This window comes from Ornithinimicrobium panacihumi (genome assembly GCF_052073805.1).
GTDB classification, from domain to species: domain Bacteria; phylum Actinomycetota; class Actinomycetes; order Actinomycetales; family Dermatophilaceae; genus Ornithinicoccus; species Ornithinicoccus panacihumi.
In genome coordinates this window covers 46615-68865 of the sequence record NZ_JBQGWG010000013.1, presented here as the reverse complement: position 1 = coordinate 68865, position 22251 = coordinate 46615, and the positions used below count along the sequence as shown (strand labels likewise).

Here is a 22251-nt window from a genome sequence, read left to right as displayed (position 1 = left end):
GCTGGGACCATGCCCAACCGCCTGGCCACGAGCACCTCGCCCTACCTCCAGCAGCACCGGGACAATCCGGTCGACTGGTGGGAATGGGGCCCCGAGGCCTTCGCCGAGGCCCGCCGCCGCGACGTGCCGATCTTCCTGTCGGTGGGCTACGCGGCCTGCCACTGGTGCCACGTCATGGCCCACGAGTCCTTCGAGGACGAGGCCGTCGGCGGCGCCCTGGACGCCGGCTTCGTCGCGATCAAGGTCGACCGCGAGGAGCGCCCGGACGTCGACGCCGTCTACATGCAAGTGACCACCGCGATGACCGGCCACGGCGGCTGGCCCATGACCTGCCTCCTCACGCCCGAGGGCGAGCCCTTCTGGGCCGGCACCTATCTGCCCAGGCCGCAGCTGATGCAGCTGCTGCGGGCGGTCACCGACGGCTGGGCGCAGGACCCGCAGCGCCTGCGGGAGGGTGGCGCGCGGATCGTCGCCGCGCTCGAAGAGGCTGCCGCTGCCGCACCGACCGCCGGCTCCGCTCCCCCGCTGGTCGAGGACGACCTGGCCGCGGCGGTGGCCCAGCTGGCGCGCGAGTACGACCACCAGTGGGGCGGCTTCGGCGGTGCCCCCAAGTTCCCGCCGTCGATGGTGCTCGCCTTCCTGCTGCGGCACCACGGCCGCACCGGTGACCCCTCCGCGCTCCGGATTGCTCGCGACACCTGCGAGGCGATAGCGCGCTCGGGCACCTACGACCAGCTCGACGGCGGCTTCGCCAGGTATGCGGTCGACCGCGCCTGGGTGGTCCCCCACTTCGAGAAGATGCTCTACGACAACGCTCTGCTCCTGGGGGTGTATGCGGATCTCGCGCGCCTCGACATGGGGTCCCGGCCGTGGGCGGAGCGCGTCGTGCGGGAGACCGTCGACTGGCTGCTCAAGGATCTGTGGACCGAGCAGGCTGCGTTCGCCAGCTCCCTGGACGCGGACACCGACGGGGTGGAGGGCCTGACCTACGTCTGGACGCCGGACCAGCTGTGTCAGGCCCTCGGCGACGAGGACGGGCAGCGGGCTGCCGAGCTGCTCGGGGTGACGCCGTCGGGCACCTTCGAGCACGGCACGTCGACCCTGCAGCTGCGCCAGGACCCGCAGGACCCGGCCTGGTGGCGGTCGGTCCGGGAGCGCCTGCAGCTGCACCGCACCCTGCGGCCGCAACCTGGCCGGGACGACAAGGTGGTGACCGCCTGGAACGGCCTGCTCATCGCCTCCCTGGCCCACGCGGGCTGGGTCTTCGAGGAGCCGGACTGGGTCGACGTCGCCGCCCGGTGCGCCCGGTTCGTGCTCGACACCCACGTCGTCGACGGACGGCTGCGGCGCAGCTCCCGGCACGGCACCGTCGGCGCGGCGCTGGGCGTGGCCGAGGACTACGGCAACCTGGCGGACGGGCTGCTGGCCCTGCACCGCGCCACGGGCGACCGTGCGTGGCTGGAGGAGGCCGGGACCCTGCTCGCCTCGGCCCTGGACCTCTTCGGGCAGCCGGACGGCACCTTCTCGGCCACCGGCATCGACGCCGAGAGGCTCGTCCTCACCCCGCGCGGCGAGGGTGACAACGCCGAGCCCGGTGGCGCCAGCTCCCTGGCCCTGGCCGTGCTGCGCCACGGGGCCCAGGCCGCCGACGCCTCCCATCTCGACCTCGCCGCGAGCGCGCTCCAGGCCATGGCACCGATCGCCCGGCAGGCTCCCCGCTTCGCCGGCTGGGCCCTGGTCGCCGCCGAGGAGCTGGCGGCCGGGCCGCTGCTGGTCACCCTCTCCCCCCTCCCGGGATCGGCGGAGGGGCCCGGTGCTGGCGCCGACGACAGGATCGGTGCCCTCGACCCCCTGGGCACCGCGGCGCGTCGGGGCCCCACCGGAGTCCTGGTCGTCGACGGGGACGTCGCTCTCACCTCCACCGGAGGCGTCCGCACCGCCACGGTCTGCCGTGGCACCACCTGCGACCTGCCTACAACCGCCGCGGACGCGCTGCCCAGCGTGCCTGGTGGGTGAGGCAGAGCTCGGCGTCTACATTGGGCCCATGCGAGTTCGCACGGGGGTGGCCGCTCTGGCCCTGGTCTGTCCGTTGGTGATCGGTGGCTGCGCGCTCTTCGACGGAGAGCCGGACGCGCCGCAAGGTGCACCCACGACACCCGGTGCCACCTCGTCCGGTGACGGCTCCTCGACCGGTGACTCGTCGGACGGTTCGACGAACGGTTCGTCGGACGGCTCCTCGGGCGGCACGGCCACCGACGACGCGCTCTCCGGGCAGGAGACGGCCAGCGCCGCACCCACGTCGACCGACGGCCCGCAGCGACCCGTCGAGGTCACGATCACCGCGATGGGCGACATCCTGGCCCACTCCCGCGTCAACGTGACCGCCAACCGCTACGCCGGGGGCGGCGAGGGCCAGTTCGACTACGGCCCCATGTTCGAGGACGTCACGGAGGCCCTGAGCAGCGGGGACCTGACCCTCTGCCACCTGGAGACCCCCCTGTCCCCGGACAACACCAACCTGTCCGCCCCCGACGTGCTGGTCTTCAACACGCCCTTCCAGATGGCCACCGCGCTGGCAGAGGCCGGGGTCGACGGCTGCGACTTCGCCTCCAACCACACGATGGACCACGGCCTGAGCGGGCTCGAGGCCACCGAGCAGGTGGTCCGCGACGCCGGGATGGGCTATGCCGGCCCGACCGCGCACGAGGAGCTCTCCGGCAAGCCCCAGGTCCACCAGCTGCAGACCGCCGACGGCTCCACCGCCACCGTGGCCCACCTCGCCTACACCTACACCTACCCCAACTCCGGCGGGCCGACGACCAACATCCCCGGGGAGGCGCCCTGGCTCGTCGACGCCTCCTGGCCCACCATCGGCAGCGAGGGCATCCTCGAGCAGGCCGAGGCCGCCAAGGACGACGGTGCCGACTTCGTCGTGGTCAGCATGCACTGGGGCACCGAGTACCAAGCCGCCCCCCATCCCGACCAGACCCGCATCGCCCACGAGCTACTGGAGTCCGACGCGGTGGACCTCATCCTGGGCACGCACGTGCACGTCATCCAGCCCTGCGAGCAGGTCAACGGCAAGCACGTCCTCTACGGGATGGGCAACTTCCTGTCCAACCAGTCCCCGGTCGCCGCCGCGGGCCTCCTGCCGGAGACCCAGGAGGGGATGATCGCCCACGTCACTCTCACCCGCGACGAGGCGGGCGAGGTCAGCTCGGAGATGACCTACCGGCCGACCCGCGTCCAGATCGACCCGGAGGCGCTGGCCGCCGGGTCCACCGGCCCGCACATCGTCCGGCTGGTCTCCCCCGAGACCCATCCCGAGACCTGGGACCGGACGACCTCCACCGTCGACAGCCTCGGCGGCTGCGGCGCGACCCCCGTGCAGCCCTAGGACTCGACGCCGCGTGCGTCGAGGCGACGCCCCAGAGCCCTACGGTGGCCGTCGCGCCCACCTCCGCCCCGCGCCCGCCTCCGCCCTTGGGCCCGCACGACCCCACCAACCATCAGCCGGAAAGTGATCCGTCGTCCGGAACCAACCGGACGACGGATCACTTTCCGGCTGTCGGTTCAGCAGGCCGGGTCATAGAAGCAGATCGTCCGGTCCAGCCAGTGACGTAGGTCCCCCGCCGTAGCCACACCCTGACCACCCGTGGTCATCCTGCTGCCCGGCGCCGTGCTGCTGTCAGCCGACGTGCTGCTGTCAGCCGACGAGCTGCTGTCAGCCCACGAGCTGCTCCCAGGTGTCCAGGCCGATCTTGACGATGAAGGCGACCAGGACCACCACGAAGAAGACCCGCACGAAGCCGCTGCCCCGCGCCACGGCCACGCGCGCGCCGAGATACCCCCCGATGATGTTCATCACGCCCATCACGATCCCGGCCTGCCACAGCACCGCGCCCTGCGGCACGAAGACCACCAGCGCCGCGAGGTTGGTGGCCATGTTGGCGATCTTGGCCTTGGCGCTGGCCTCCAGGAAGCCATAGCCCAGGACGCTGACCAGCGCGAAGACGAAGAATGACCCGGTCCCCGGCCCGAGCGCACCGTCGTAGGCCCCGACCGCCAGCCCGATGAGCACCGCCGCGGCCAGGTGCCGGCGCGGCCGGACCTGGCCGAAACGCAGCTGCTGGAGCTGGCCCATCGAGGGCTTGAACAGCGTGTAGAGACCGACCCCGACCAGGACCACCAGGATGATCGGGTTGAAGGCCTCCTTGGAGATGAGGAAAGCCAGCAGCGCACCGCCCAGACTTCCAGCGAAGGCCGCCACGGCCAGGGGCAGCGCGGTCCGCAGGTCGGGCCGCACCCGCCGGAAATACGTGATTGAGCTGACCGTCGTGCCGCAGATCGAGCCGACCTTGTTGGTCGCCAGGAGCTGCACCGGAGCGGCTCCCGGGAAGGCGACGAGGAGGGCGGGCAGCTGGATCAGCCCGCCTCCCCCGACGACCGCGTCGACGAAACCCGCCGCCAGTCCGGCGAGGGCCAGAAAGACGAGGATCCCGACGTCGAGGTTCTCCAGCACGGAAGGGAGGGGGTATGCGGTCAGGCCGGGTCGGTGACCGACCCAGCCTCTCCCTGGGTCGCCTCTGCCTGCGGCGCCGCGTGCGCCACCTCCGCGAGCCGCGCCTCGGCACGCACCTCGGCCAGCACCTCATCGACGACCTGGCCGACGGGCACCTCGCGGCGCTCGCCGCTACGACGGTCCTTGATCTCCACGGTGCCGTCGGCCAGGCCGCGACCGACCACGACGATGGTCGGGACGCCCAGCAGCTCGGCGTCCTTGAACTTCACGCCGGGGCTGACCTTGGGGCGGTCGTCGTAGATGGCCTCCAGACCGGAGGTCTCCAGCTCGGCCACCAGGCCCTCGGCGTAGTCGAAGACGTCCTGGTCCTTGCCCGTGGCGACGACGTGCACGTCGGCCGGGGACAGCGCACGCGGCCAGCACAGACCGATCTCGTCATGGGTGGCCTCGGCGACGGCGGCGACCGCACGGGAGACGCCCACGCCGTAGGAGCCCATCGTGACGGTGACGAGCTTGCCGTTCTCGTCCAGCACCTTCAGGTCCAGCGCCTCGGCATACTTGCGCCCCAGCTGGAAGATGTGGCCCATCTCGATGCCGCGCGCAAGGGTCAGCGGGCCGGCCCCGTCCGGGCTCGGGTCACCCTCACGGATCTCGGCGGCCTGGATCGTGCCGTCGGCGGTGAAGTCGCGCCCCAGGACGAGGTCGAAGACGTGCTTGCCGTGCTCGTCGGCACCGGTCACCCAGGCCGAGCCCTCGGCGACGGACGGGTCGAGCAGGTAGCGGATCTTCGAGGCCTTCTCCAGCCCCAGCACGCCCGGGCCGATGTAGCCCTTGGCCAGCATCGGGTAGGCCGCGAAGTCCTCCTCCTCGAAGGGCGCCCACTCGGCCGGGGCCACCTGCGCCTCCAGGCGCTTGTCGTCCACGTCGCGGTCGCCCGGCAGGCCGATGGCCAGTGGCTCCTTGGTGCCGTCCGGGTGGGTCAGCATGACGACCACGTTCTTGAGGGTGTCGGCCGCCGTCCACTCCCGGCCGTCGGCGCGGGGGTGCATCGCGTTGGCCTGGTCGACCAGCGTCTGGATGGTCGGGCTGTCCGGGGTGTCCTCGACGCGCGCTGCCGGGGTGGACGACGCGTCCACCGGGGCGGCCTGGGGCACGACGACCGCCTCGACGTTGGCCGCATACCCGGAGGCCTCGCAGCGGACGAAGGTGTCCTCACCGACCGGGGAGACCGCGAGGAACTCCTCGGAGGCCGACCCACCCATGGCGCCGGAATCCGCATACACGATCACGTAGTCGAAGCCCAACCGGTCGAAGATCTTGACGTAGGCCGCGCGGTGGCGCTGGTAGGCGGCCTCCAGCCCGGCGTCGTCGACGTCGAAGGAGTAGGAGTCCTTCATGATGAACTCGCGGCCGCGCAGCAGGCCGGCGCGGGGGCGCGCCTCGTCGCGGTACTTCGTCTGGATCTGGTAGAGCGTGAGCGGCAGCTCCTTGTAGGAGCTGAACATGTCCTTGACCGCGAGGGTGAACATCTCCTCGTGCGTCGGGCCGAGCAGCATGTCGACGCCCTTGCGGTCCTGCAGGCGGAAGAGGTTGTCGCCGTACTCGGTCCAGCGGTTGGTCGCCTCGTAGGGCTCGCGCGGCAGCAGCGCCGGGAAGCTCAGCTCCTGGCCGCCGATCGCGTCCATCTCCTCGCGCACGATCGCCTCGACCTTGCGGAGCACCTTCAGGCCCAGCGGCAGCCAGGTGTAGACACCGGGGGCGGCGCGGCGGATGTAGCCGGCGCGCACGAGCAGCTTGTGCCCGGGCAGCTCGGCGTCCGCCGGGTCCTCGCGCAGGGTCCGCAGGAACAGGGTCGACAGGCGCATGGCCACAGAAGTGGTCTCCTCGGGAGGGGGATCTTGACCGTCCGAGCCTACCGGCCGGGCGGGGCTGCTCTCGACCGGATATCGGGCGACGGGTCGCCGGGAGGATCAGCCCAGGGCCCAGCCGTGCGGCTCGACCACGAGGTCACCGCGCGGGGTATGCAGCATCGCGGGTTGATCGGTCAGGTTGAGTCCGAGGGTGAGCTGCTGGGTGTCGGGATCCTGGGCGCCCACCAGGTCGATGGCGGCCGTGCCGTTGGCGACGTCGCGTGCCGTCGCGGTGGCCGTGGTCAACCAGGGGTGCGTGCGCCGGAGGTGGACCAGCCGCTGGTGCTCGGCCAGCAGGTGGGCGCCGAAGGGCGCCAGCTCCTCGGGGGTGTCGGGGAAGGCGGGACGCACCGCGTCGTCGCCCCGGGGCTGGTCGAGCTTCTCCCCGGTGAAGCCCTGCTCGTCACCGGCGTAGATCGAGGGGACGCCCGGCAGGAGCAGGCCCAGCGCGACGGCGACGGGCAGGTGCCGGGGGTCGGTCACCTTCGTCGCGATCCGGGTCGTGTCGTGGTTGCCGACGAAGATCTGGGGCGTGAAGACCGCGCAGAAGTCGCGGTGCCGCTGCAGCGCCCAGGCCAGCTCGTGGAGGTTGACGTCGTTGAGGGAGCTCCAGACCGCCTTCCACAGCTCGTACTGCGTCACCGAGTCGACGCCGGATCGCTGCACGAAGTCGACATAGTCGCCGCTGATCAGCTCGGCGAGGATCCAGGCGTCGGGGTGACGCTCCTTGACGCGGGCGATGATCGGCGCCCAGGCATCGGGGCCGGGGGCGAAGGCGGCGTCGAGGCGCCAGCCGTCGATGCCACGGTCCAGCCAGTGCGTCATGACGTCCACGACGTAGTCCTGGACGTGGCGCTGGGACAGGTCGAGCTCGACGAGGTCGAGGTTGCCCTCGAAGCCGCGGGTGTACTCCCCCACCCACTTCACCCAGGAGCGCTCCTGCGGGGTGGCCTCCGGGGCGGTCGCCCGCCGGACGATCTCGTGGTCCTGGGAGAGGTGGTTGAAGACCCCGTCGAAGACCACCCGGACGCCGCGCGCCCGGGCCTGGTCGAGGAGGTCCTGCAGGTCGCCCTCATCGCCGAGCCGCGGATCCACCCGGTAGTGGTCGAGGGTGTCGTAGCCGTGGCTGGTCGAGGCGAAGACCGGGCCGAGCAGGAGCCCGTTGGCCCCGAGCCGGACCAGATAGTCCAACCATCCGGTCACCCGGCGCAGGCGGTGGGTGATGGTCGGTGCCGACCAGCCCTCACCGGGAGGGGTGGGGGTCGCCTCGGCCGGCGTCACCTCGGTCGGGGCCGCCTCGGCCAGCGTCGCCTCAGCCCCGGCGAAGCCCAGCGGAAAGACGTGCCACCAGACCGCGTGGTCGACCCAGGTCATCGGGCGTCCACCAGCTCTGCGACGCCCTCGACGAGCCGGTCGATCTCCTCGGCCGTCGTGTAGGGCGCGATCCCCACCCGCACTCCCCCGGCCGGGCCCAGGCCGAGGCGGTGCGAGAGCTCCCAGGCGTAGAAGTGCGAGGCCGGGGCGTTGATGCCCCGCGTGGCCAGGTGGCGGTGGACCGCGCCCGGCTCGACTCCCTCGACCGTGAACAGCAGGGTCGGGGTGCGGTGCATCGCGCGGGAGTGCAGGGTGAGACCGTCGATGGCTGCCAGTCCGTCCTCGGCCCGGACCCGCAGGGCGTCCTCGTGCTCCTCCAGGGCCGCGAAGGACGAGGTGAGCCGGTCGCGCCGGGTCGTGGACTCCCCCGGGGCGAGACCGGCGATGAAGTCCACCGCCGCCGTGGCACCGGCGAGCAGCTCGTAGGGCAGCGTGCCCAGCTCGAAGCGCTCGGGCACGGCGTCCGTGGAGGGCAGGAGCTTGTCGGGCCGCAGCTCCTCCAGCAGGTCACGCCGGGCGCAGAGCACCCCCAGGTGCGGGCCGAAGAACTTGTAGGGCGAGCAGGCCAGGAAGTCGGCGCCCAGACCCTCCCGGTCGAGCCGGGCGTGGGCGGCGAGGTGGACGGCGTCCACGTGGACGAGCGCACCGGCGTCGTGGGCGGCGGCGACGATCGCAGGCAGGTCGGGGCGGGTGCCGATGAGGTTGGACGCGCCGGTGACCGCGACGAGACGGGTCCGGTCGGACAGGACGCGACGGACCGCCTCCAGCGGGAGCTCTCCGGAGCCCGGCTCCACCTCGGCCCACCGGACCGTGGCGCCCACCGCCTCGGCGGCGATCACCCACGGGCGGATGTTGCCGTCGTGGTCCAGGGAGGTCACCACGACCTCGTCACCCGGCCCCCACCGGTGGCTCCTGGCCAGGGTGCGGGCCAGGTCCATGGTCAGCGCGGTCATGGACCGTCCGAAGACCACCGTCCCCGGGTCGGTGCCCAGGAAGTCGCCCATCGCGGCGCGTGCCTCGTGGACGACGTCCTCGGCGAGCTGCTCGGCGGCCGTCACGGTGCCGCGGTTGGCGATCGAGGAGGTCAGCGTCGAGGCCACCGCCTCGGCCACGACGGTCGGGGTCTGGGAGCCGCCCGGACCGTCGAAGTGGGCGGTCCCGGAGCGCAGCGCGGGGAACTGGTCGCGGACGGCGACGACGTCGAAGGTCATGACCCCATCCTGCACCCTCACAGGAGGGTGAGGACCTGGGCGGCGAGGATCTTGACCACCATCGCCACGGGATAGACCAGGGCGTAGCCCAGCGCCACGCGCTGGTCGTGGGTGGTGGCCTCGTTGGCGTAGGCCAGCACGGCGGGCTGGGTCTGTGACCCCGCGATGACACCGGCCATGCGCGGCCCGGAGGCCAGGAGGATCTTGCGGCCCACGAGCAGGAGGACGACGGCGTGCAGGCCGGTGATGATGAGCCCGGCGAGCAGGATCTTCAGGCCGAGCGGCGTGCGGACCGCCTCGACGAAGGCCGACCCGGCCCGTCCGCCCGCGTAGGCCAGGAAGAGCAGCAGGCCGATCTGCGTCAGGGTCTCCGCGGCCTGGTGCGGCAGGGTCCAGACGACCTTGGCGGTCCGGCCCAGCCGGCCCAGGACGAGGCCGACGATGAGCGGCCCGGCCGCCTGACCGAGCTCGAGGTGCCCCAGGCCCGGGATCGGGACCGGGACGGCGCCGAGCAGCAGGCCGAGCGCCATCCCGATGGCCAGGCCGAGCGGGTTGATGTCGGAGCTGCCGTGGTCGCTGTCGCCGAGGTAGGTCGAGACCCGGCCCATCTGGTCGCGCGGAGCCGCCACCCGGATCCGGTCGCCGGCCTGGAGCACGAAGTCGTCGGTGGCCAGCAGGTCCTGGTCGGCGCGCCGGACCCGGGTCGCCCGGGCGCCGAAGCGCTCCCACAGCTCCAGCTCGGCCACGGTGCGGCCGTAGAACTTCTTGTCCGACAGGGAGATGCGCCGGTAGCCCACGTCGGTCCGCTCGTGCTCCAGAGCGACCTTGGAGGTCCGGCCCAGCTGCTTGGTGAGGTGGCGCAGCGCTTCCTCCGGCCCGATGGCCAGGACCCGGTCCCCCGGCTGCAGGACGGTCGACCCCTCGGACATCTCGGTCGGGCCGCCGGCGCGCTGGAAGCGCGAGAACAGCACCCGGCCGTGCGGGGTCCAGGTCAGCTCGCGCACCTGGAGCGCGTTGTCGCGGGTGACCTTGATCGTGGTGTTGTGCACCGACGAGGGCGGGGTGCGGTCGTCCAGGGTGGGGTGGTGCTGGCCGCTGCGCATGGCGCCGACGGCCGCGAAGAGCATGATCAGCACGCCCCCGACGTAGGTCAGCGAGTAGGCCACCGTCGGCTCGGGGGCCCCGTCCAGGCGCAGGATGGCCGCCGCGAGCGCGGGCGTGTTGGTCGTGGCACCGGCGTAGAGACCGGCGATCGTGCCCGTGTCGAAGCCGAGGAGCCGGCCCAGCGCCCAGGAGGCGACCGCCAGCCCGGCCAGGGTCCCGCCCACCATGGCGACCGGCCCCATGCCGGAGCGGAGGCTGGCGAAGAACGAGGGCCCGGCCGTCACGCCGATCGCATAGGCGAAGACCGCCAGGCCGAAGGTGCCGATCACCTCCGGCAGCGCGAACCTCTCGTCCCAGGCGGAGAACGCCAGGGCTGCGAAGAGGACCGCGGCCGGCCCCAGAGAGATGCGCCGCAGACGGATGCCGCCGACGGCGGTCCCGACCGCCAGGATCACGAAGAGAAGGAGGATCGGACGTTCGATCAGCAGCTCGTCCACGTGGCACCATTCTACGTGCTGCGCCCACCTTCCGGGTCGGCCGCCCCACCTCCTACTCTTCCTCCATGACCCCTGCGCCGCCCCCTGCGCCCACGACCGCGGCCCACGACGGGCGGCACGCCCGGGACGGGCAGCGGACCCGGGCCAACCTGCTGCTCGCCCTGACCGCGGCGATCTGGGGCTTCGGCTTCGTGGCCCAGCGTCTGGGCGCCGACCACATGGGGGCGATGAGCTTCAACGCCGCGCGCTTCGCCATCGGTGCCGTGTCCCTGCTGCCGCTGATCTGGTGGTTCGGGCGGGTCCGCCGCCGGGCGGTCGTCGCCTACCCCGAGCCGCCGGCCGGGCCGGCGGTCACCCCGCGAGCCGTCGACCGCCAGGCGCCCTGGATCCCCGGCGCGCTCACCGGCCTGGTGATCTTCACCGCCGCGAGCCTCCAGCAGATCGGCATCGCCTCGACCACTGCGGGCAAGGCCGGCTTCATCACCGGCCTCTACATCGTCCTCGTGCCGGTCCTCGGCCTCGCGCTGGGCCACCGCGCCACGGCGGCCGTCTGGGTCGGCCTGGTCCTGTCCGTGCCGGGCCTCTACCTGCTGAGCATGACCGAGGACCTGACGATCGCCACCGGCGACCTCCTCGTCCTGGTCGGTGCCTTCTTCTGGGCCGCGCACATCCTGGTCATCGACCACTTCGTCAAGACCGTCGACGCGCTCCAGCTGTCGGCGATGCAGTTCGCCTCCTGCGCGCTGCTGAGCCTGGCGGCGGCACTGGTGGTCGAGGAGATCCCCTTCGCCGGCCTCGGCCCGGCCCTGGGCGCGGTGCTCTACGGCGGCCTGCTCGCGGTCGGGTTGGCCTACACGCTGCAGGTGGTCGCCCAACGCCACGCCAAGGCCTCGCACGCCGCGATGCTGCTGAGCCTGGAGGCCGTCTTCGGCGCCCTCGGCGGCTGGCTGCTGCTCCAGGAGACGATGAGCCCGCGCATGCTGCTGGGCTGCGCGCTGATGACGGCCGGGATCATGGTGTCGCTGCGCGGCACGGAGGTCCAGGCGGACGCACCGCCCCAGACCTGAAGGGCCTCCTCGGGGCGTGTGATGAGGTAGGGCCCATGACTGCGACGACCGACCCCCATCTCTGGCTCGAGGACGTGGAGGGCGCCGACGCCCTGGACTGGGTCGGGCGCCGGAGCCGAGAGGCCGAGGAGAGCCTGCGGACCGGGCTCTACCCGGAGCTGCACGAAGGCATCCGGACCGCGCTGGAGGCGAGCGACCGCATACCCCTCGTCGGGCAGGTGGGAGACCACCTCTACGGCTTCTGGACCGACGCCGACCACCCGCGCGGGGTATGGCGCAGAACCACCTGGGAGTCCTACCGCGCCGGGGCCTCCTCGGCCGGCGAGGGCGACGGCACCGAGTGGGAGGTCCTCGTCGACCTGGACGCGCTGGGCGAGCAGGAGGGTGTGCCCTGGGTGTGGCAGGGCGCGAGCATCCTTCGCCCGACCCACGACCGGGCGCTGGTGCACCTGTCCCGGGGAGGCTCCGACGCCGGGACCACCCGCGAGCTGGACCTGACGACGCTGGAGTGGGTGGCGCAGCCCGAAGGATTCGCCAAGGGCGAGGCCAAGGGCCGGCTGTCGTGGCGGGACCGCGACCACGTGTGGCTGACCACCGCCGACGACCCGACCGGCGCGACCCGGTCCGGCTATCCCCGCACCGTCCGGCTGTGGGAGCGAGGGACGCCGGTGGAGACCGCGCAGGTCGTCCACACGATCGACGAGGCCGACCTGGGGCTGTTCGTGGAGCACGACCAGGAGCGGGACCAGACCGTCCTCCGCCGGGTCAAGACCTTCTACACCGAGGAGGTCCTGGTGCTCACCGAGGAGGGGCCGGTCCGCCTGCCCGTGCCCGACAGCGCCGAGCCGTCGGTGCACGGCGGCTGGGTCGCGCTGCGGCTGCGGCACGACTGGGAGACCCACCCTGCGGGGTCGCTCCTGGTGGCGCCGCTCGCGGACGCCCTGGCCGGCACGGCCGCCTGGCAGGCCCTGTTCACCCCGGACGAGCGGTCCTCCCTGGTCGACCTGACCTGGACCGCGACCCGGCTCGTGACGACCACGCTGGTGGACGTGCGGCACTCCGTGCAGGTGCACTCCCCGGACGGGACGGGGTGGTCCACCACCGACGTGACCGACGACCTGGACCTGGGTCTGCGCACGGTCAGCGTCTCCGCGGTCGACGACGACACCAGCGACGACCTGTGGCTGGTGACGACGGGCTTCCTGGAGCCGATGGCGCTGTCCGTGGCGCACCTGCGCGAGGACGGGATGGAGCTGGAGCCGCTGCGGTCGGCACCCTCCCGCTTCCCCTCCGAGGGCCTGGAGGTCAGCCAGCACTTCGCGGTCTCCGCCGACGGGACGCGGGTGCCCTACTGGCAGGTCGGCCCCTCCGACCTGCCCCTGGACGGCACGACCCCCACGGTCCTGCACGGCTACGGCGGCTTCGAGCACGCCCTGACTCCCGCCTACGACCCGATCGTCGGGCGGTCCTGGCTGGCGCACGGACACGTGCACGTGGTCGCCGGGATCCGCGGCGGCGGGGAGTACGGCCCCCGCTGGCACCAGGCCGCGCTCGGCCCGGAGCGGCACCGGGCCTACGACGACTTCGTCGCGGTGGCACGGGACCTCGTGGCGCGCGGGGTCACCAGCGTCGAGCGGCTGGGCTGCACCGGTCGCTCCAACGGCGGCCTCCTCGTGGGCAACATGCTGGCCCACCACCCCGAGGACTTCGGGGCGATCGTCTGCCAGGTCCCGCTGCTGGACATGCAGCGCTACCACCTGCTGCTGGCGGGGGCGTCCTGGGTGGCGGAGTACGGCGACCCCGAGGATCCGGCGGCGCAGGAGTGGCTGCCCTCGATCTCGCCCTACCAGCTGGTCGACGGCTCTCGGCCCACTCCCCCGGTCTACCTGGCTACCTCGACCCGGGACGACCGCGTGCATCCCGGCCACGCGCGCAAGATGGCGGCCCGGCTCGAGGAGCTGGGCCGGGACGTCACCTACTGGGAGAACACCGAGGGTGGCCACGGCGGGGCGAGCACGGCCGACCAGTGGGCCACCTGGCACGCCCTGGCCTGGAGCTTCCTGCACCAGCGGCTCGGGCGCGCCTGACGCGCACCCGGGTCAGAGCAGGACGGTCGCGAAGGTGCCCGTCTGGACGAAGCCCACGCGGCGGTAGGTCGCGATCGCCGGTGCGTTGAAGTCGTTGACGTAGAGCGTGGCGGTCGGGGCCACCCTGGCCAGGGTCTGCTCCACGACGGCGGCCATCGCGGGTGCCGCCAGGCCCTGGCCCCGCCACCGGGGATGGACCCAGACACCCTGGATCTGCGCGACGCCGAGCGCGACCGAGCCGAGGTCGGCCTTGAAGACCACCTCGCCGTCCTCGACGCGGACGAAGGAGTGCCCCTGCTCGATCAGCCCGGCGACGCCGCGCCGGTAGGCGAGGCCGCTGCCCTGGAAGGGCGGGTAGCCGATCTCCTCGGTGAACATCGCCGCCGCGGCCGGGACGACCAGGTCGATCTCGTCGGGACGGGCGGGTCGCACCGCGGTGTCGATCGCCTGGCCCAGGGCGGAGGGCGGGGTCGTCATGGTCATGACCAGCTGGTTCTCGCGCACCTCCCGGGGCGGGCCCCAGTGCTTGGCCAGCCGGCCCCACAGGTCGAGGACCTGGTCGGCCGGCCCGAAGAGCGAGCTGGCCCAGGTCCGGCGCCGCACCACCTTGGCGGCGAGCGCGGCCAGGGCCCGGGAGGAGGCCTCGACCGGGACGACGTTGGCAGCGCACCAGCACAGCGCCCGCTCCTCGCCGGCGGCGTAGGAGAAGAGCGGCCCCCGCGTGCCGGCCAACCCGGACTCGATGATCCGGGCGGCCACGAACACGTTGGTGACGGGGTCCTGGGCGCAGATCTCGAGGGCGTCGTCGACGTCCTGCAGGCCCAGTGCCCGCACGGCTCCCAGGCTCCGCAGCATGGTGACAGCCTGCCCCACGTGCTCACCGGTGTCGAACGAAGGGTGCCCACGTTGGACAATGGGGGCATGCAGGCACGAGCACTGACCGGGCGCAGCCGCGACGAGGCGCTGACCGCGCTGCGCAGGAGCGGGCAGGGGGGACCGCCGATCGACGTGCTGGTCATCGGCGGCGGCGTCACCGGCGCCGGCGTCGCCCTGGACGCGGCCACGCGCGGCCTCACGACCGTCGTCGTGGAGGCGCAGGACTGGGCGGCGGGCACGTCCCAGGCCTCGACCAAGCTGGTCCACGGCGGGCTGCGTTATCTGCAGATGCTCGACTTCAAGCTGGTGCAGGAGGCGCTGACCGAGCGGGGGCTGCTGCTGCGCACGCTGGCGCCCCACCTGGTCAAGCCGATGCCCTTCCTCATCCCGCTGGAGCACCGGGTGTGGCAGCGCGCCTACTACGGCGCCGGGGTGACGATCTACGACCTGCTGGCGAGCCTCATACCCGGAAGGCGTGCCCTGCCGACCCACCAGCACGCCACGCGCACCCGGCTGCACGAAGAGTTCCCCGACCTCAAGGACACCAGCGCCATCGGCGCGGTGAAGTACTGGGACGCCACCGTCGACGACGCTCGGCTGGTCACCACGCTGGTGCGCACCGCGCACACCTACGGGGCGTATGCAGCTTCCCGCACCCAGGTGACGCGCATCGTCAAGGACGAGGAGGGTCGCGTGGTGGGGGCGGTCCTGAACGATCTCGAGCACGGCGAGGAGATCGAGGCGCGGGCCAACCAGGTCATCAGCTGCACGGGCGTCTGGACCGACACGATGTCCGACCTGGCCGACACCGACGGCGGCCTGAACGTGCTGGCGTCCAAGGGCATCCACCTGGTCATCCCCCGCGACCGGATCCGCGGGGAGAGCGGGCTCTTCCTGCAGACCGAGAAGTCGGTGCTCTTCTTCATCCCGTGGTCGCGCTACTGGATCCTGGGGACGACCGACACCCCGTGGGAGCTGGACCGCAAGCACCCGGTGGCCACCGAGACGGACATCCAGTACGTCCTCGACCACGCCAACGAGGTCCTGACGACCCACCTGACCCGTGAGGACGTCGTGGGCTGGTATGCCGGCCTGCGCCCGCTCCTGCAGCCCGGCACCAAGAAAGGGACCGACTCGGCGAAGGTGAGCCGGGAGCACACGGTCGCCAGCCCGGTCCCCGGCCTGACCATCGTCGGCGGCGGCAAGCTGACCACCTACCGGGTGATGGCCAAGGACGCCGTCGACTTCGCGCTCGGGGAGCAGGCGCGCGAGCTGCCCTCGATCACCGACCAGATCCCGCTGATCGGTGCGGTCGGCGAGGCCGCGATGCGGCGGCGGATGCCGGCGCTGCGGGAGCGCTACGGCTGGTCCGAGCAGATGACCGACCACCTGCTGCACCGCTACGGCAGCCTGGTGGAGGAGCTGGTCGACCTCATCGTCGAGGATCCCTCCCTGGCCCGGCCGCTGGAGCACGAGCCGGCCTACCTGCGGGCCGAGATCGCCTACGCGTGCATCAGCGAGGGCGCACTGCACCTGGAGGACATCATGATGCGCCGCACGCGTCTGGTCTACGAGTCGCCGCGGCGCGGGCTGGACGCCGTGCCCGAGATCGCCGCGATCGCCGAGCAGTGGTTGGGCTGGGGCGACGACCGGCTGGCCGAGGAGATCGAGCACTACTCTCGGGCGGCGCAGGCGGAGCTGGCCGCGGCCCAGGAGAGCACGGACGAGGCTGCCGCGGCAGCGCGGGCCCAGGCGCCGGGCATCACCCCGATGCTGGAGCTGGATGCGCAGATCGGGGCGCGTCGTGGCTGACCGCACGCCCGGAGGCTCTGGCACCCAGCCCGGTGGCTCCCGCGCCGGGACCCACGTCCTGGCCCTGGACCAGGGCACCACGAGCACGCGCGCGATCGTCTTCGACCACGACGGCCGGATCGTGGCCACCGGTCAGAAGGAGCACGACCAGATCTTCCCCCGGGCCGGCTGGGTGGAGCACGACCCGGTGCAGATCTGGGACAACACCCGCGAGGTCATCGGCGTGGCCCTGGGCCGGGCCAACCTGACCGGGGCGGACCTGGTCGCGGTGGGCATCACCAACCAGCGCGAGACCACCGTGGTCTGGGACCGCGCCACGGGCGAGCCGGTCCACCACGCGATCGTCTGGCAGGACACCCGCACCGACAAGCTCGTGGGCGAGCTGGCCGGCGACCAAGGGCCGGACCGCTTCAAGGAGGTCTGCGGCCTGCCGCTGGCCACCTACTTCTCCGGCCCGAAGATCCGCTGGATCCTCGACAACGTCGAGGGGGCCCGCGAGCGCGCCGAGGCCGGGGAGCTGCTCTTCGGGACGACCGACACGTGGCTGGTGTGGAATCTCACCGGCGGCCCCGACGGCGGCGTCCACGTCACGGACGTGACCAACGCCTCCCGCACCATGCTCATGGACCTGCGGACCCTGGCCTGGGACGAGTCGGTCGCGGCCGAGATGGGCATCCCGCTGTCCATGCTCCCGCAGATCCGGTCCTCCTCCGAGATCTACGGCGAGAGCCAGAAGCTCGGGGTCCCCATCGCCGGCATCCTGGGCGACCAGCAGGCGGCCACCTTCGGGCAGGCCTGCTTCGAGAAGGGGATGTCGAAGAACACCTACGGCACCGGCAACTTCATGCTGCTCAACACCGGTCACGAGATCGTCCACAGCGACAACGGCCTCCTGACCACGGTCTGCTACCAGCTCGGCGGCCAGGACCCGGTCTACGCGCTGGAGGGGTCGATCGCGGTGACGGGCTCGCTGGTGCAGTGGCTGCGCGACAACATCGGCCTCATCGACGACGCCGCCCAGATCGAGGAGTTGGCCACCCAGGTCGAGGACAACGGCGGGTGCTACATCGTCCCCGCCTTCTCCGGCCTGTTCGCGCCCTACTGGAAGGACGACGCGCGGGGCGCGATCGTCGGGCTGACCCGGTTCGTGGACCGGCACCACATCGCGCGAGCCGCCCTGGAGGCGACGGCCTACCAGACCCGTGAGGTCCTCGACGCCATGGACGCGGACTCCGGCGTTGACCTGGCCGAGCTGCGCGTCGACGGCGGCATGGTCGAGAACGAGACCCTCATGCAGTTCCAGGCCGACATCCTCGGCGTCGACGTCGTCCGGCCCGAGGTGGCCGAGACGACCGCGCTCGGCGCCGCCTACGCGGCCGGCATCGCGGTGGGTTTCTGGGAGGGCGAGCAGGACGTCGTCGACAACTGGGTCGAGGGGAGGCGCTGGACCCCGCGGATGGCCGAGGCCGAGCGCGAACGCCTCTACCGGCAGTGGAAGAAGGCCGTCCGCCGCACCTTCGAGTGGGTGGACGAGGACGTCGAGGCCGTGGAGCGCTCGGCGGCGCAGGACGAGGTCGAGCAGCAGGACTAGATCTCAGCCCTGCTCGAACCACTGCGGGTCGTCCGGGTCCGGGACGATCAACTCGGGACGTTGCAGATCGCTGAGCTCCACGATCCAGGTCGGAGGCGCGACCCTGGACTGCAGCCGGTAGATCCGCTGCCCGCCGACGTAGCGGGCGTTCCGCGGGTCCTCGGGGTCGTCGGCGCCGGCGCGCTGCGGGAAGCGGGCGTTGCCGCGTGGCACGGTCACCGACTCGGGGGCCGTGACCAGGCAGGTGGCGTCCCACTCCTTCGCCAGCTCCGGTCGCCGCAGGAAGATGCCCTCGACGATGAGCAGGGCGTCGTCCTCGACCTCGACGGGGTCAGGGCGGACCTCCCGGTCGGCGGCGACGTCCCAGACGGCGGGCACGATCTCCCGTCCTGCCCGGAAGGGGTGCAGCACCTCCTGGCGGAAGCGGTCGTAGTCGTAGGAGTCCTCGTAGAAGGTCTGGGCCGTCGTGCCCCGTGCGTGGCGTCGCGCTCGCGGATGATGAAAACCGTCGATCCCGACCGAGAGCACCTGACGGCCGGCGACGTGCGGGGCGAGCGCCACGAGCTCGGCCACCAGGCGAGTCTTGCCGACCCCGTCGGGGCCGTCGACGGCCACGACCGCGCGCTGCCCGGGAGCGGTGGCGAGCATCAGCGAGAGCAGGTCGACGAGGACCAGCTGCCTGGTGGGGAGGAAACCCGTCGGAGGGAAGGACATACCGTCAAGGGTAGGTGCCCAGGATCAGTGGGCCTCGGCGTTGAACTCCATGTAGAGCCCGTTGTCCTCGAGCGTCACGCCTGCCGGGGCCGGCTTCTCGACGAAGCCGAAGCTGCGGTAGAGGCTGCGGGCCCGCAGGTTGTCCTGACCCACGTCGAGCCAGACCCGGGAGACGGAAGGGCGCTGGCGGGCGTGCTCGAGCAGGTGCCTCAGCAGCAGGCGTCCCAGCCCCTGTCCTCGTCCTTCCGGGGCTACGACCATGCGGCGGATCTCGACCGTCGGGCTGCCGATCCCGCTGAGGATCCCGAAGGCCACGATGCGGTCCAGCCGGTCGACGAGCACCCAGTGCTCCATGGCCGGGTTCTTGAGCACCTCGGTGTGCCACTCCAGACCCCGGTTGCGGCCGATCCACTGCTTGGTGTCCAGCGCCTCCTCGATCCCCACGATCGTGCCCAGCTCAGGTCGGCGCGTGCGTCGCAGGTAGGAGCCGACGACCACCCGCCCCCGCTCGCGCTGGTGGACCTGCTTGGTCTGCGAGTGCGGGAAGCTGGCGGGCCGGGGAGCCGAGGAGAGCAGGATCTCGACGTCGTCCTGCGTCTCGTTGCGCACCTGGTGGCGCAGCCGCGGCGGGATCTCCACACCCTGCCCGGCCGAGGCCACCGTGGTGCGCGGACCGAGCACGAAGGTCGCCTCACCGGAGAGCACGTAGAAGAACTGGCGGGTCCGGCTGTGGCTGTGCGTCTTCAGCGCAGCCCCGGGCGGCAGGACCAGGTGGTCGACCGCCATGTCCGGACGGTCGACCAGGTGGGCAGCGATCACCCCTCGGTCCCACGTGGAGCGGCGGGCATCGGCGCTGCTGGTGGTCTCGGGGATCATGCGGCTCCTAGCCGACGGTCACGGTCGGCGAGGCACCCTCGGCCGACTCCCCGTCCGTCTCCATCTGCTCGGCGATCCGCATCGCCTCCTCGATGAGGGTCTCCACGATCTGCGACTCGGGGACGGTCTTGATGACCTCACCCTTGACGAAGATCTGGCCCTTGCCGTTGCCGGAGGCGACCCCGAGGTCGGCCTCGCGAGCCTCGCCGGGACCGTTGACGACGCAGCCCATGACGGCCACGCGCAGCGGCACCTCGAGGCCCTCCAGGCCTGCGGTGACCTCGTCGGCGAGGGTGTAGACGTCGACCTGGGCCCGGCCGCAGGAGGGGCAGGAGACGATCTCCAGCTTGCGGGGACGCAGGTTGAGGGACTGCAGGATCTGGTTGCCGACCTTGACCTCCTCCACCGGCGGCGCGGAGAGGGAGACGCGGATGGTGTCACCGATGCCCTTGGACAGCAGCGCACCGAAGGCGACGGAGGACTTGATGGTGCCCTGGAAGGCTGGGCCCGCCTCGGTCACGCCGAGGTGCAGGGGCCAGTCGCCCCGCTCGGAGAGCATCTCGTAGGCACGGACCATGACCACCGGGTCGTTGTGCTTCACCGAGATCTTGAAGTCGTGGAAGTCGTGCTCCTCGAACAGGCTCGCCTCCCAGACGGCAGACTCCACGAGCGCCTCCGGGGTGGCCTTGCCGTACTTCTTGAGCAGGCGCGGGTCGAGCGACCCGGCGTTGACGCCGATCCGGATGGAGACCCCGGCGTCCTTGGCCGCCTGGGCGATCTCCTTGACCTGGTCGTCGAACTTGCGGATGTTGCCGGGGTTGACCCGGACCGCCGCGCAGCCGGCCTCGATGGCGGCGAAGACGTACCGGGGCTGGAAGTGGATGTCGGCGATGACCGGGATCTGGGACTTGCGGGCGATCGCCGGCAGGGCGTCCGCGTCGTCCTGGCTCGGGCAGGCGACCCGGACGATGTCGCAACCGCTCGCGGTCAGCTCGGCGATCTGCTGGAGCGTGGCGTTGATGTCGGTGGTCGGAGTGGTGGTCATCGACTGCACCGAGATCGGCGCATCTCCCCCGACCTCGACCTTGCCGACCCGGATCTTGCGGGTGGGACGCCGCGGCGCGAGGACGGGCGGCGGGGCCGCAGGCATGCCGAGGGAGATGGGGGTTCCAGCAGTCATGGCCCCCATTGTGTCAGGCGGGGCTGGGTCGTGACTGTGACCGGGTCCGGCGTGTACGTGCGTGCCGGGCTCGCGCGCCCCGCCCACCTGCGGACCGGTCGGGCGTGGCCTCAGCCCAGCGAGATCGGCCGGACGATGTCGGCGTAGATGAGCAGGGCGGTCATGCCCAGGAAGGCGATGGCCACGCCGTAGGCCAGGGGCAGAGCCTTGGCCGTGTCGACGGGGCCGGGGGCGGGCAGGCCCCGCAGCCGAGCCCAGCCCTTCTTCAGCCCCTCCCACAGGGCGCCGGCGATGTGACCGCCGTCCAGCGGGAGCAGCGGGATGAGGTTGAACACGAACAGCGCCATGTTGAGCGAGGCGATGAGGCTGATCAGGACCCAGAAACGCTCGGTCATCGAGTCGGCCGCCAGGCCCAGCCCGCCCTCGGCGACCTCGCCTGCCACCCGGCCGACGCCGACCACCGACATCGGCCCGTTGGGGTCGCGCTCGGCGCTGCCGAACGCGGCCTGGGCGATGTCGACGAGGCGCTGCGGGAGGGTCAGGACCACTCGACCGGTCTGCACGAAGGCGTCACCGATGACCGGGGGTGCGGCCGAGATCGGCTGCCGTTCGTAGATGATCGAGGGCGTCGCGCCGAGGAAGCCCACCTCGCCCATCACCGGCTGACCGGCGTCGTCGAGCTGGTAGGTGCCGTCCTCCTTCATCAGCGGACGCTCGCGCAGCACCAGATCGGCGTCGAGGCTGTGCTCGGTCCCCTCACGGTCCACGACGAAGGTGGCCTGCTCGCCGGCGTTCTGGATCGCGTAGACCGTCTCGGTCCAGGTCTGGACGGGCGTGCCGTCGACGGAGACGATGCGGTCCCCCACCTGCAGACCTGCTGCCTTGGCGGGCGAGTCCGGCTGCCCGGTGCAGTCGGCGCTCTCGTCCACGACGGCGCACTGGGCGACGGAGGAGACGACGGGCTTGACGTCACCGACGCCGTGCATGGTCAGCGTGAGCGTGATGAGGACGGCTGAGATGGCCAGGTTCATCAACGGTCCACCGGCCATCACGATCAGGCGCTGCCAGACCGGGAGCCGGTAGAAGACCCGGTCCTCGTCCCCCGGGCGGACCTCCTCCAGCGACTCCGAGCGAGCCTGCTCGACCATCTGGTGGAAGGGGTTGGAGGTGGCGGCCCGGAGCCGCTCGCCGTCCTCGGGCCGGGGCGGGAACATCCCGATCATCCGGACGTAGCCGCCCAGCGGGATGGCCTTGATGCCGTACTCGGTCTCCCCCACCCGCCTCGACCAGAGCGTCGGGCCGAAACCGACCATGTACTGCGGGCACCGGACGCCGAACTTCTTGGCCGGCACCAGGTGCCCCACCTCGTGCAGGGCGATGGACAGGGCGATACCCACCACCATGACGAGGACCCCCAGGAGGTACATCAT

General features: G+C 72.0%; 16 protein-coding genes. 6 read left to right on the top strand and 10 right to left on the bottom strand.

Features of this window, described 5'->3' with window-relative positions; translation table 11 throughout:
* The first annotated feature begins 9 nt into the window (after window positions 1-9).
* A complete protein-coding gene (locus tag ACTMMA_RS12465) occupies window positions 10-2016 on the top strand; it encodes a thioredoxin domain-containing protein (RefSeq protein WP_441190459.1) in 2007 nt (668 codons plus the stop codon).
* 28 nt (window positions 2017-2044) lie between these two features.
* A complete protein-coding gene (locus tag ACTMMA_RS12460; protein ID WP_441190458.1) occupies window positions 2045-3397 on the top strand; it encodes a CapA family protein in 1353 nt (450 codons plus the stop codon).
* A 327-nt stretch (window positions 3398-3724) separates the two neighbouring features.
* On the opposite strand, the gene ACTMMA_RS12455 is transcribed toward ACTMMA_RS12460, so the two are convergent.
* The 5 genes from ACTMMA_RS12455 to ACTMMA_RS12435 all read right to left on the bottom strand — a co-directional run bounded on the left by ACTMMA_RS12455 (window position 3725) and on the right by ACTMMA_RS12435 (window position 10618).
* Window positions 3725-4522 carry a TSUP family transporter gene (locus tag ACTMMA_RS12455; protein ID WP_441190457.1) on the bottom strand — a complete coding sequence of 266 codons (798 nt, stop codon included), beginning with the start codon at window positions 4520-4522 and terminating at the stop codon, window positions 3725-3727.
* Window positions 4523-4542: 20 nt separating this feature from the next.
* Window positions 4543-6387: a proline--tRNA ligase gene (locus ACTMMA_RS12450; RefSeq protein ID WP_441190473.1), complete on the bottom strand. Its 1845-nt coding sequence runs from the start codon at window positions 6385-6387 to the stop codon at window positions 4543-4545.
* Between the two features lie 105 nt (window positions 6388-6492).
* A complete protein-coding gene (locus ACTMMA_RS12445; protein WP_441190456.1) occupies window positions 6493-7806 on the bottom strand; it encodes an alpha-amylase family glycosyl hydrolase in 1314 nt (437 codons plus the stop codon).
* On the bottom strand, window positions 7803-9017 hold the full coding sequence (locus ACTMMA_RS12440; protein ID WP_441190455.1) for a cysteine desulfurase-like protein: 1215 nt from the start codon (window positions 9015-9017) through the stop codon (window positions 7803-7805). The genes ACTMMA_RS12445 and ACTMMA_RS12440 overlap by 4 nt, the downstream gene beginning before the upstream one ends.
* A gap of 17 nt (window positions 9018-9034) precedes the next feature.
* A complete protein-coding gene (locus ACTMMA_RS12435) occupies window positions 9035-10618 on the bottom strand; it encodes an aspartate:alanine exchanger family transporter (RefSeq protein ID WP_441190454.1) in 1584 nt (527 codons plus the stop codon).
* A gap of 65 nt (window positions 10619-10683) precedes the next feature.
* Here ACTMMA_RS12435 and ACTMMA_RS12430 point away from each other — a divergent pair, with 65 nt between their 5' ends.
* Entirely contained in the window at window positions 10684-11685 is a 1002-nt protein-coding gene (locus ACTMMA_RS12430; protein WP_441190453.1) for a DMT family transporter, read from the top strand.
* Window positions 11686-11720: 35 nt separating this feature from the next.
* Entirely contained in the window at window positions 11721-13772 is a 2052-nt protein-coding gene (locus ACTMMA_RS12425) for a prolyl oligopeptidase family serine peptidase (RefSeq protein WP_441190452.1), read from the top strand.
* Between the two features lie 12 nt (window positions 13773-13784).
* Here ACTMMA_RS12425 and ACTMMA_RS12420 read toward each other — a convergent pair whose 3' ends face one another.
* Window positions 13785-14627, bottom strand: coding sequence for a GNAT family N-acetyltransferase (locus tag ACTMMA_RS12420; protein ID WP_441190451.1), 843 nt, complete (start codon window positions 14625-14627; stop codon window positions 13785-13787).
* A 66-nt stretch (window positions 14628-14693) separates the two neighbouring features.
* Here ACTMMA_RS12420 and ACTMMA_RS12415 point away from each other — a divergent pair, with 66 nt between their 5' ends.
* A complete protein-coding gene (locus tag ACTMMA_RS12415) occupies window positions 14694-16460 on the top strand; it encodes a glycerol-3-phosphate dehydrogenase/oxidase (protein ID WP_441190450.1) in 1767 nt (588 codons plus the stop codon).
* Window positions 16453-18051: a glycerol kinase GlpK gene (gene glpK / locus ACTMMA_RS12410; RefSeq protein ID WP_441190449.1), complete on the top strand. Its 1599-nt coding sequence runs from the start codon at window positions 16453-16455 to the stop codon at window positions 18049-18051. Before ACTMMA_RS12415 ends, glpK begins: the two co-directional genes overlap by 8 nt.
* A 3-nt stretch (window positions 18052-18054) precedes the next feature.
* Here glpK and ACTMMA_RS12405 read toward each other — a convergent pair whose 3' ends face one another.
* The 4 genes from ACTMMA_RS12405 to ACTMMA_RS12390 all read right to left on the bottom strand — a co-directional run bounded on the left by ACTMMA_RS12405 (window position 18055) and on the right by ACTMMA_RS12390 (window position 22251).
* Complete coding sequence (locus ACTMMA_RS12405; RefSeq protein ID WP_441190448.1) at window positions 18055-18765, bottom strand: nucleoside/nucleotide kinase family protein; 711 nt, start codon at window positions 18763-18765, stop codon at window positions 18055-18057.
* A gap of 24 nt (window positions 18766-18789) precedes the next feature.
* A complete protein-coding gene (locus tag ACTMMA_RS12400) occupies window positions 18790-19641 on the bottom strand; it encodes a GNAT family N-acetyltransferase (RefSeq protein WP_441190447.1) in 852 nt (283 codons plus the stop codon).
* 7 nt (window positions 19642-19648) lie between these two features.
* Complete coding sequence (ispG, locus tag ACTMMA_RS12395) at window positions 19649-20821, bottom strand: flavodoxin-dependent (E)-4-hydroxy-3-methylbut-2-enyl-diphosphate synthase (RefSeq protein ID WP_441190446.1); 1173 nt, start codon at window positions 20819-20821, stop codon at window positions 19649-19651.
* Between the two features lie 110 nt (window positions 20822-20931).
* Window positions 20932-22251: a M50 family metallopeptidase gene (locus tag ACTMMA_RS12390; protein ID WP_441190445.1), complete on the bottom strand. Its 1320-nt coding sequence runs from the start codon at window positions 22249-22251 to the stop codon at window positions 20932-20934.

Coding starts and splice junctions, on each gene's coding strand:
- ACTMMA_RS12465 (WP_441190459.1), top strand. CDS start 10: ATGCCCAACCGCCTGGCCACGAGCACCTCGCCCTACCTCCAGCAGCAC.
- ACTMMA_RS12460 (WP_441190458.1), top strand. CDS start 2,045: ATGCGAGTTCGCACGGGGGTGGCCGCTCTGGCCCTGGTCTGTCCGTTG.
- ACTMMA_RS12450 (WP_441190473.1), bottom strand. CDS start 6,387: ATGCGCCTGTCGACCCTGTTCCTGCGGACCCTGCGCGAGGACCCGGCG.
- ACTMMA_RS12445 (WP_441190456.1), bottom strand. CDS start 7,806: ATGACCTGGGTCGACCACGCGGTCTGGTGGCACGTCTTTCCGCTGGGC.
- ACTMMA_RS12440 (WP_441190455.1), bottom strand. CDS start 9,017: ATGACCTTCGACGTCGTCGCCGTCCGCGACCAGTTCCCCGCGCTGCGC.
- ACTMMA_RS12430 (WP_441190453.1), top strand. CDS start 10,684: ATGACCCCTGCGCCGCCCCCTGCGCCCACGACCGCGGCCCACGACGGG.
- ACTMMA_RS12425 (WP_441190452.1), top strand. CDS start 11,721: ATGACTGCGACGACCGACCCCCATCTCTGGCTCGAGGACGTGGAGGGC.
- ACTMMA_RS12420 (WP_441190451.1), bottom strand. CDS start 14,627: ATGCTGCGGAGCCTGGGAGCCGTGCGGGCACTGGGCCTGCAGGACGTC.
- ACTMMA_RS12415 (WP_441190450.1), top strand. CDS start 14,694: ATGCAGGCACGAGCACTGACCGGGCGCAGCCGCGACGAGGCGCTGACC.
- ACTMMA_RS12405 (WP_441190448.1), bottom strand. CDS start 18,765: ATGTCCTTCCCTCCGACGGGTTTCCTCCCCACCAGGCAGCTGGTCCTC.
- ACTMMA_RS12400 (WP_441190447.1), bottom strand. CDS start 19,641: ATGATCCCCGAGACCACCAGCAGCGCCGATGCCCGCCGCTCCACGTGG.
- ispG (WP_441190446.1), bottom strand. CDS start 20,821: ATGACTGCTGGAACCCCCATCTCCCTCGGCATGCCTGCGGCCCCGCCG.
- ACTMMA_RS12390 (WP_441190445.1), bottom strand. CDS start 22,251: ATGATGTACCTCCTGGGGGTCCTCGTCATGGTGGTGGGTATCGCCCTG.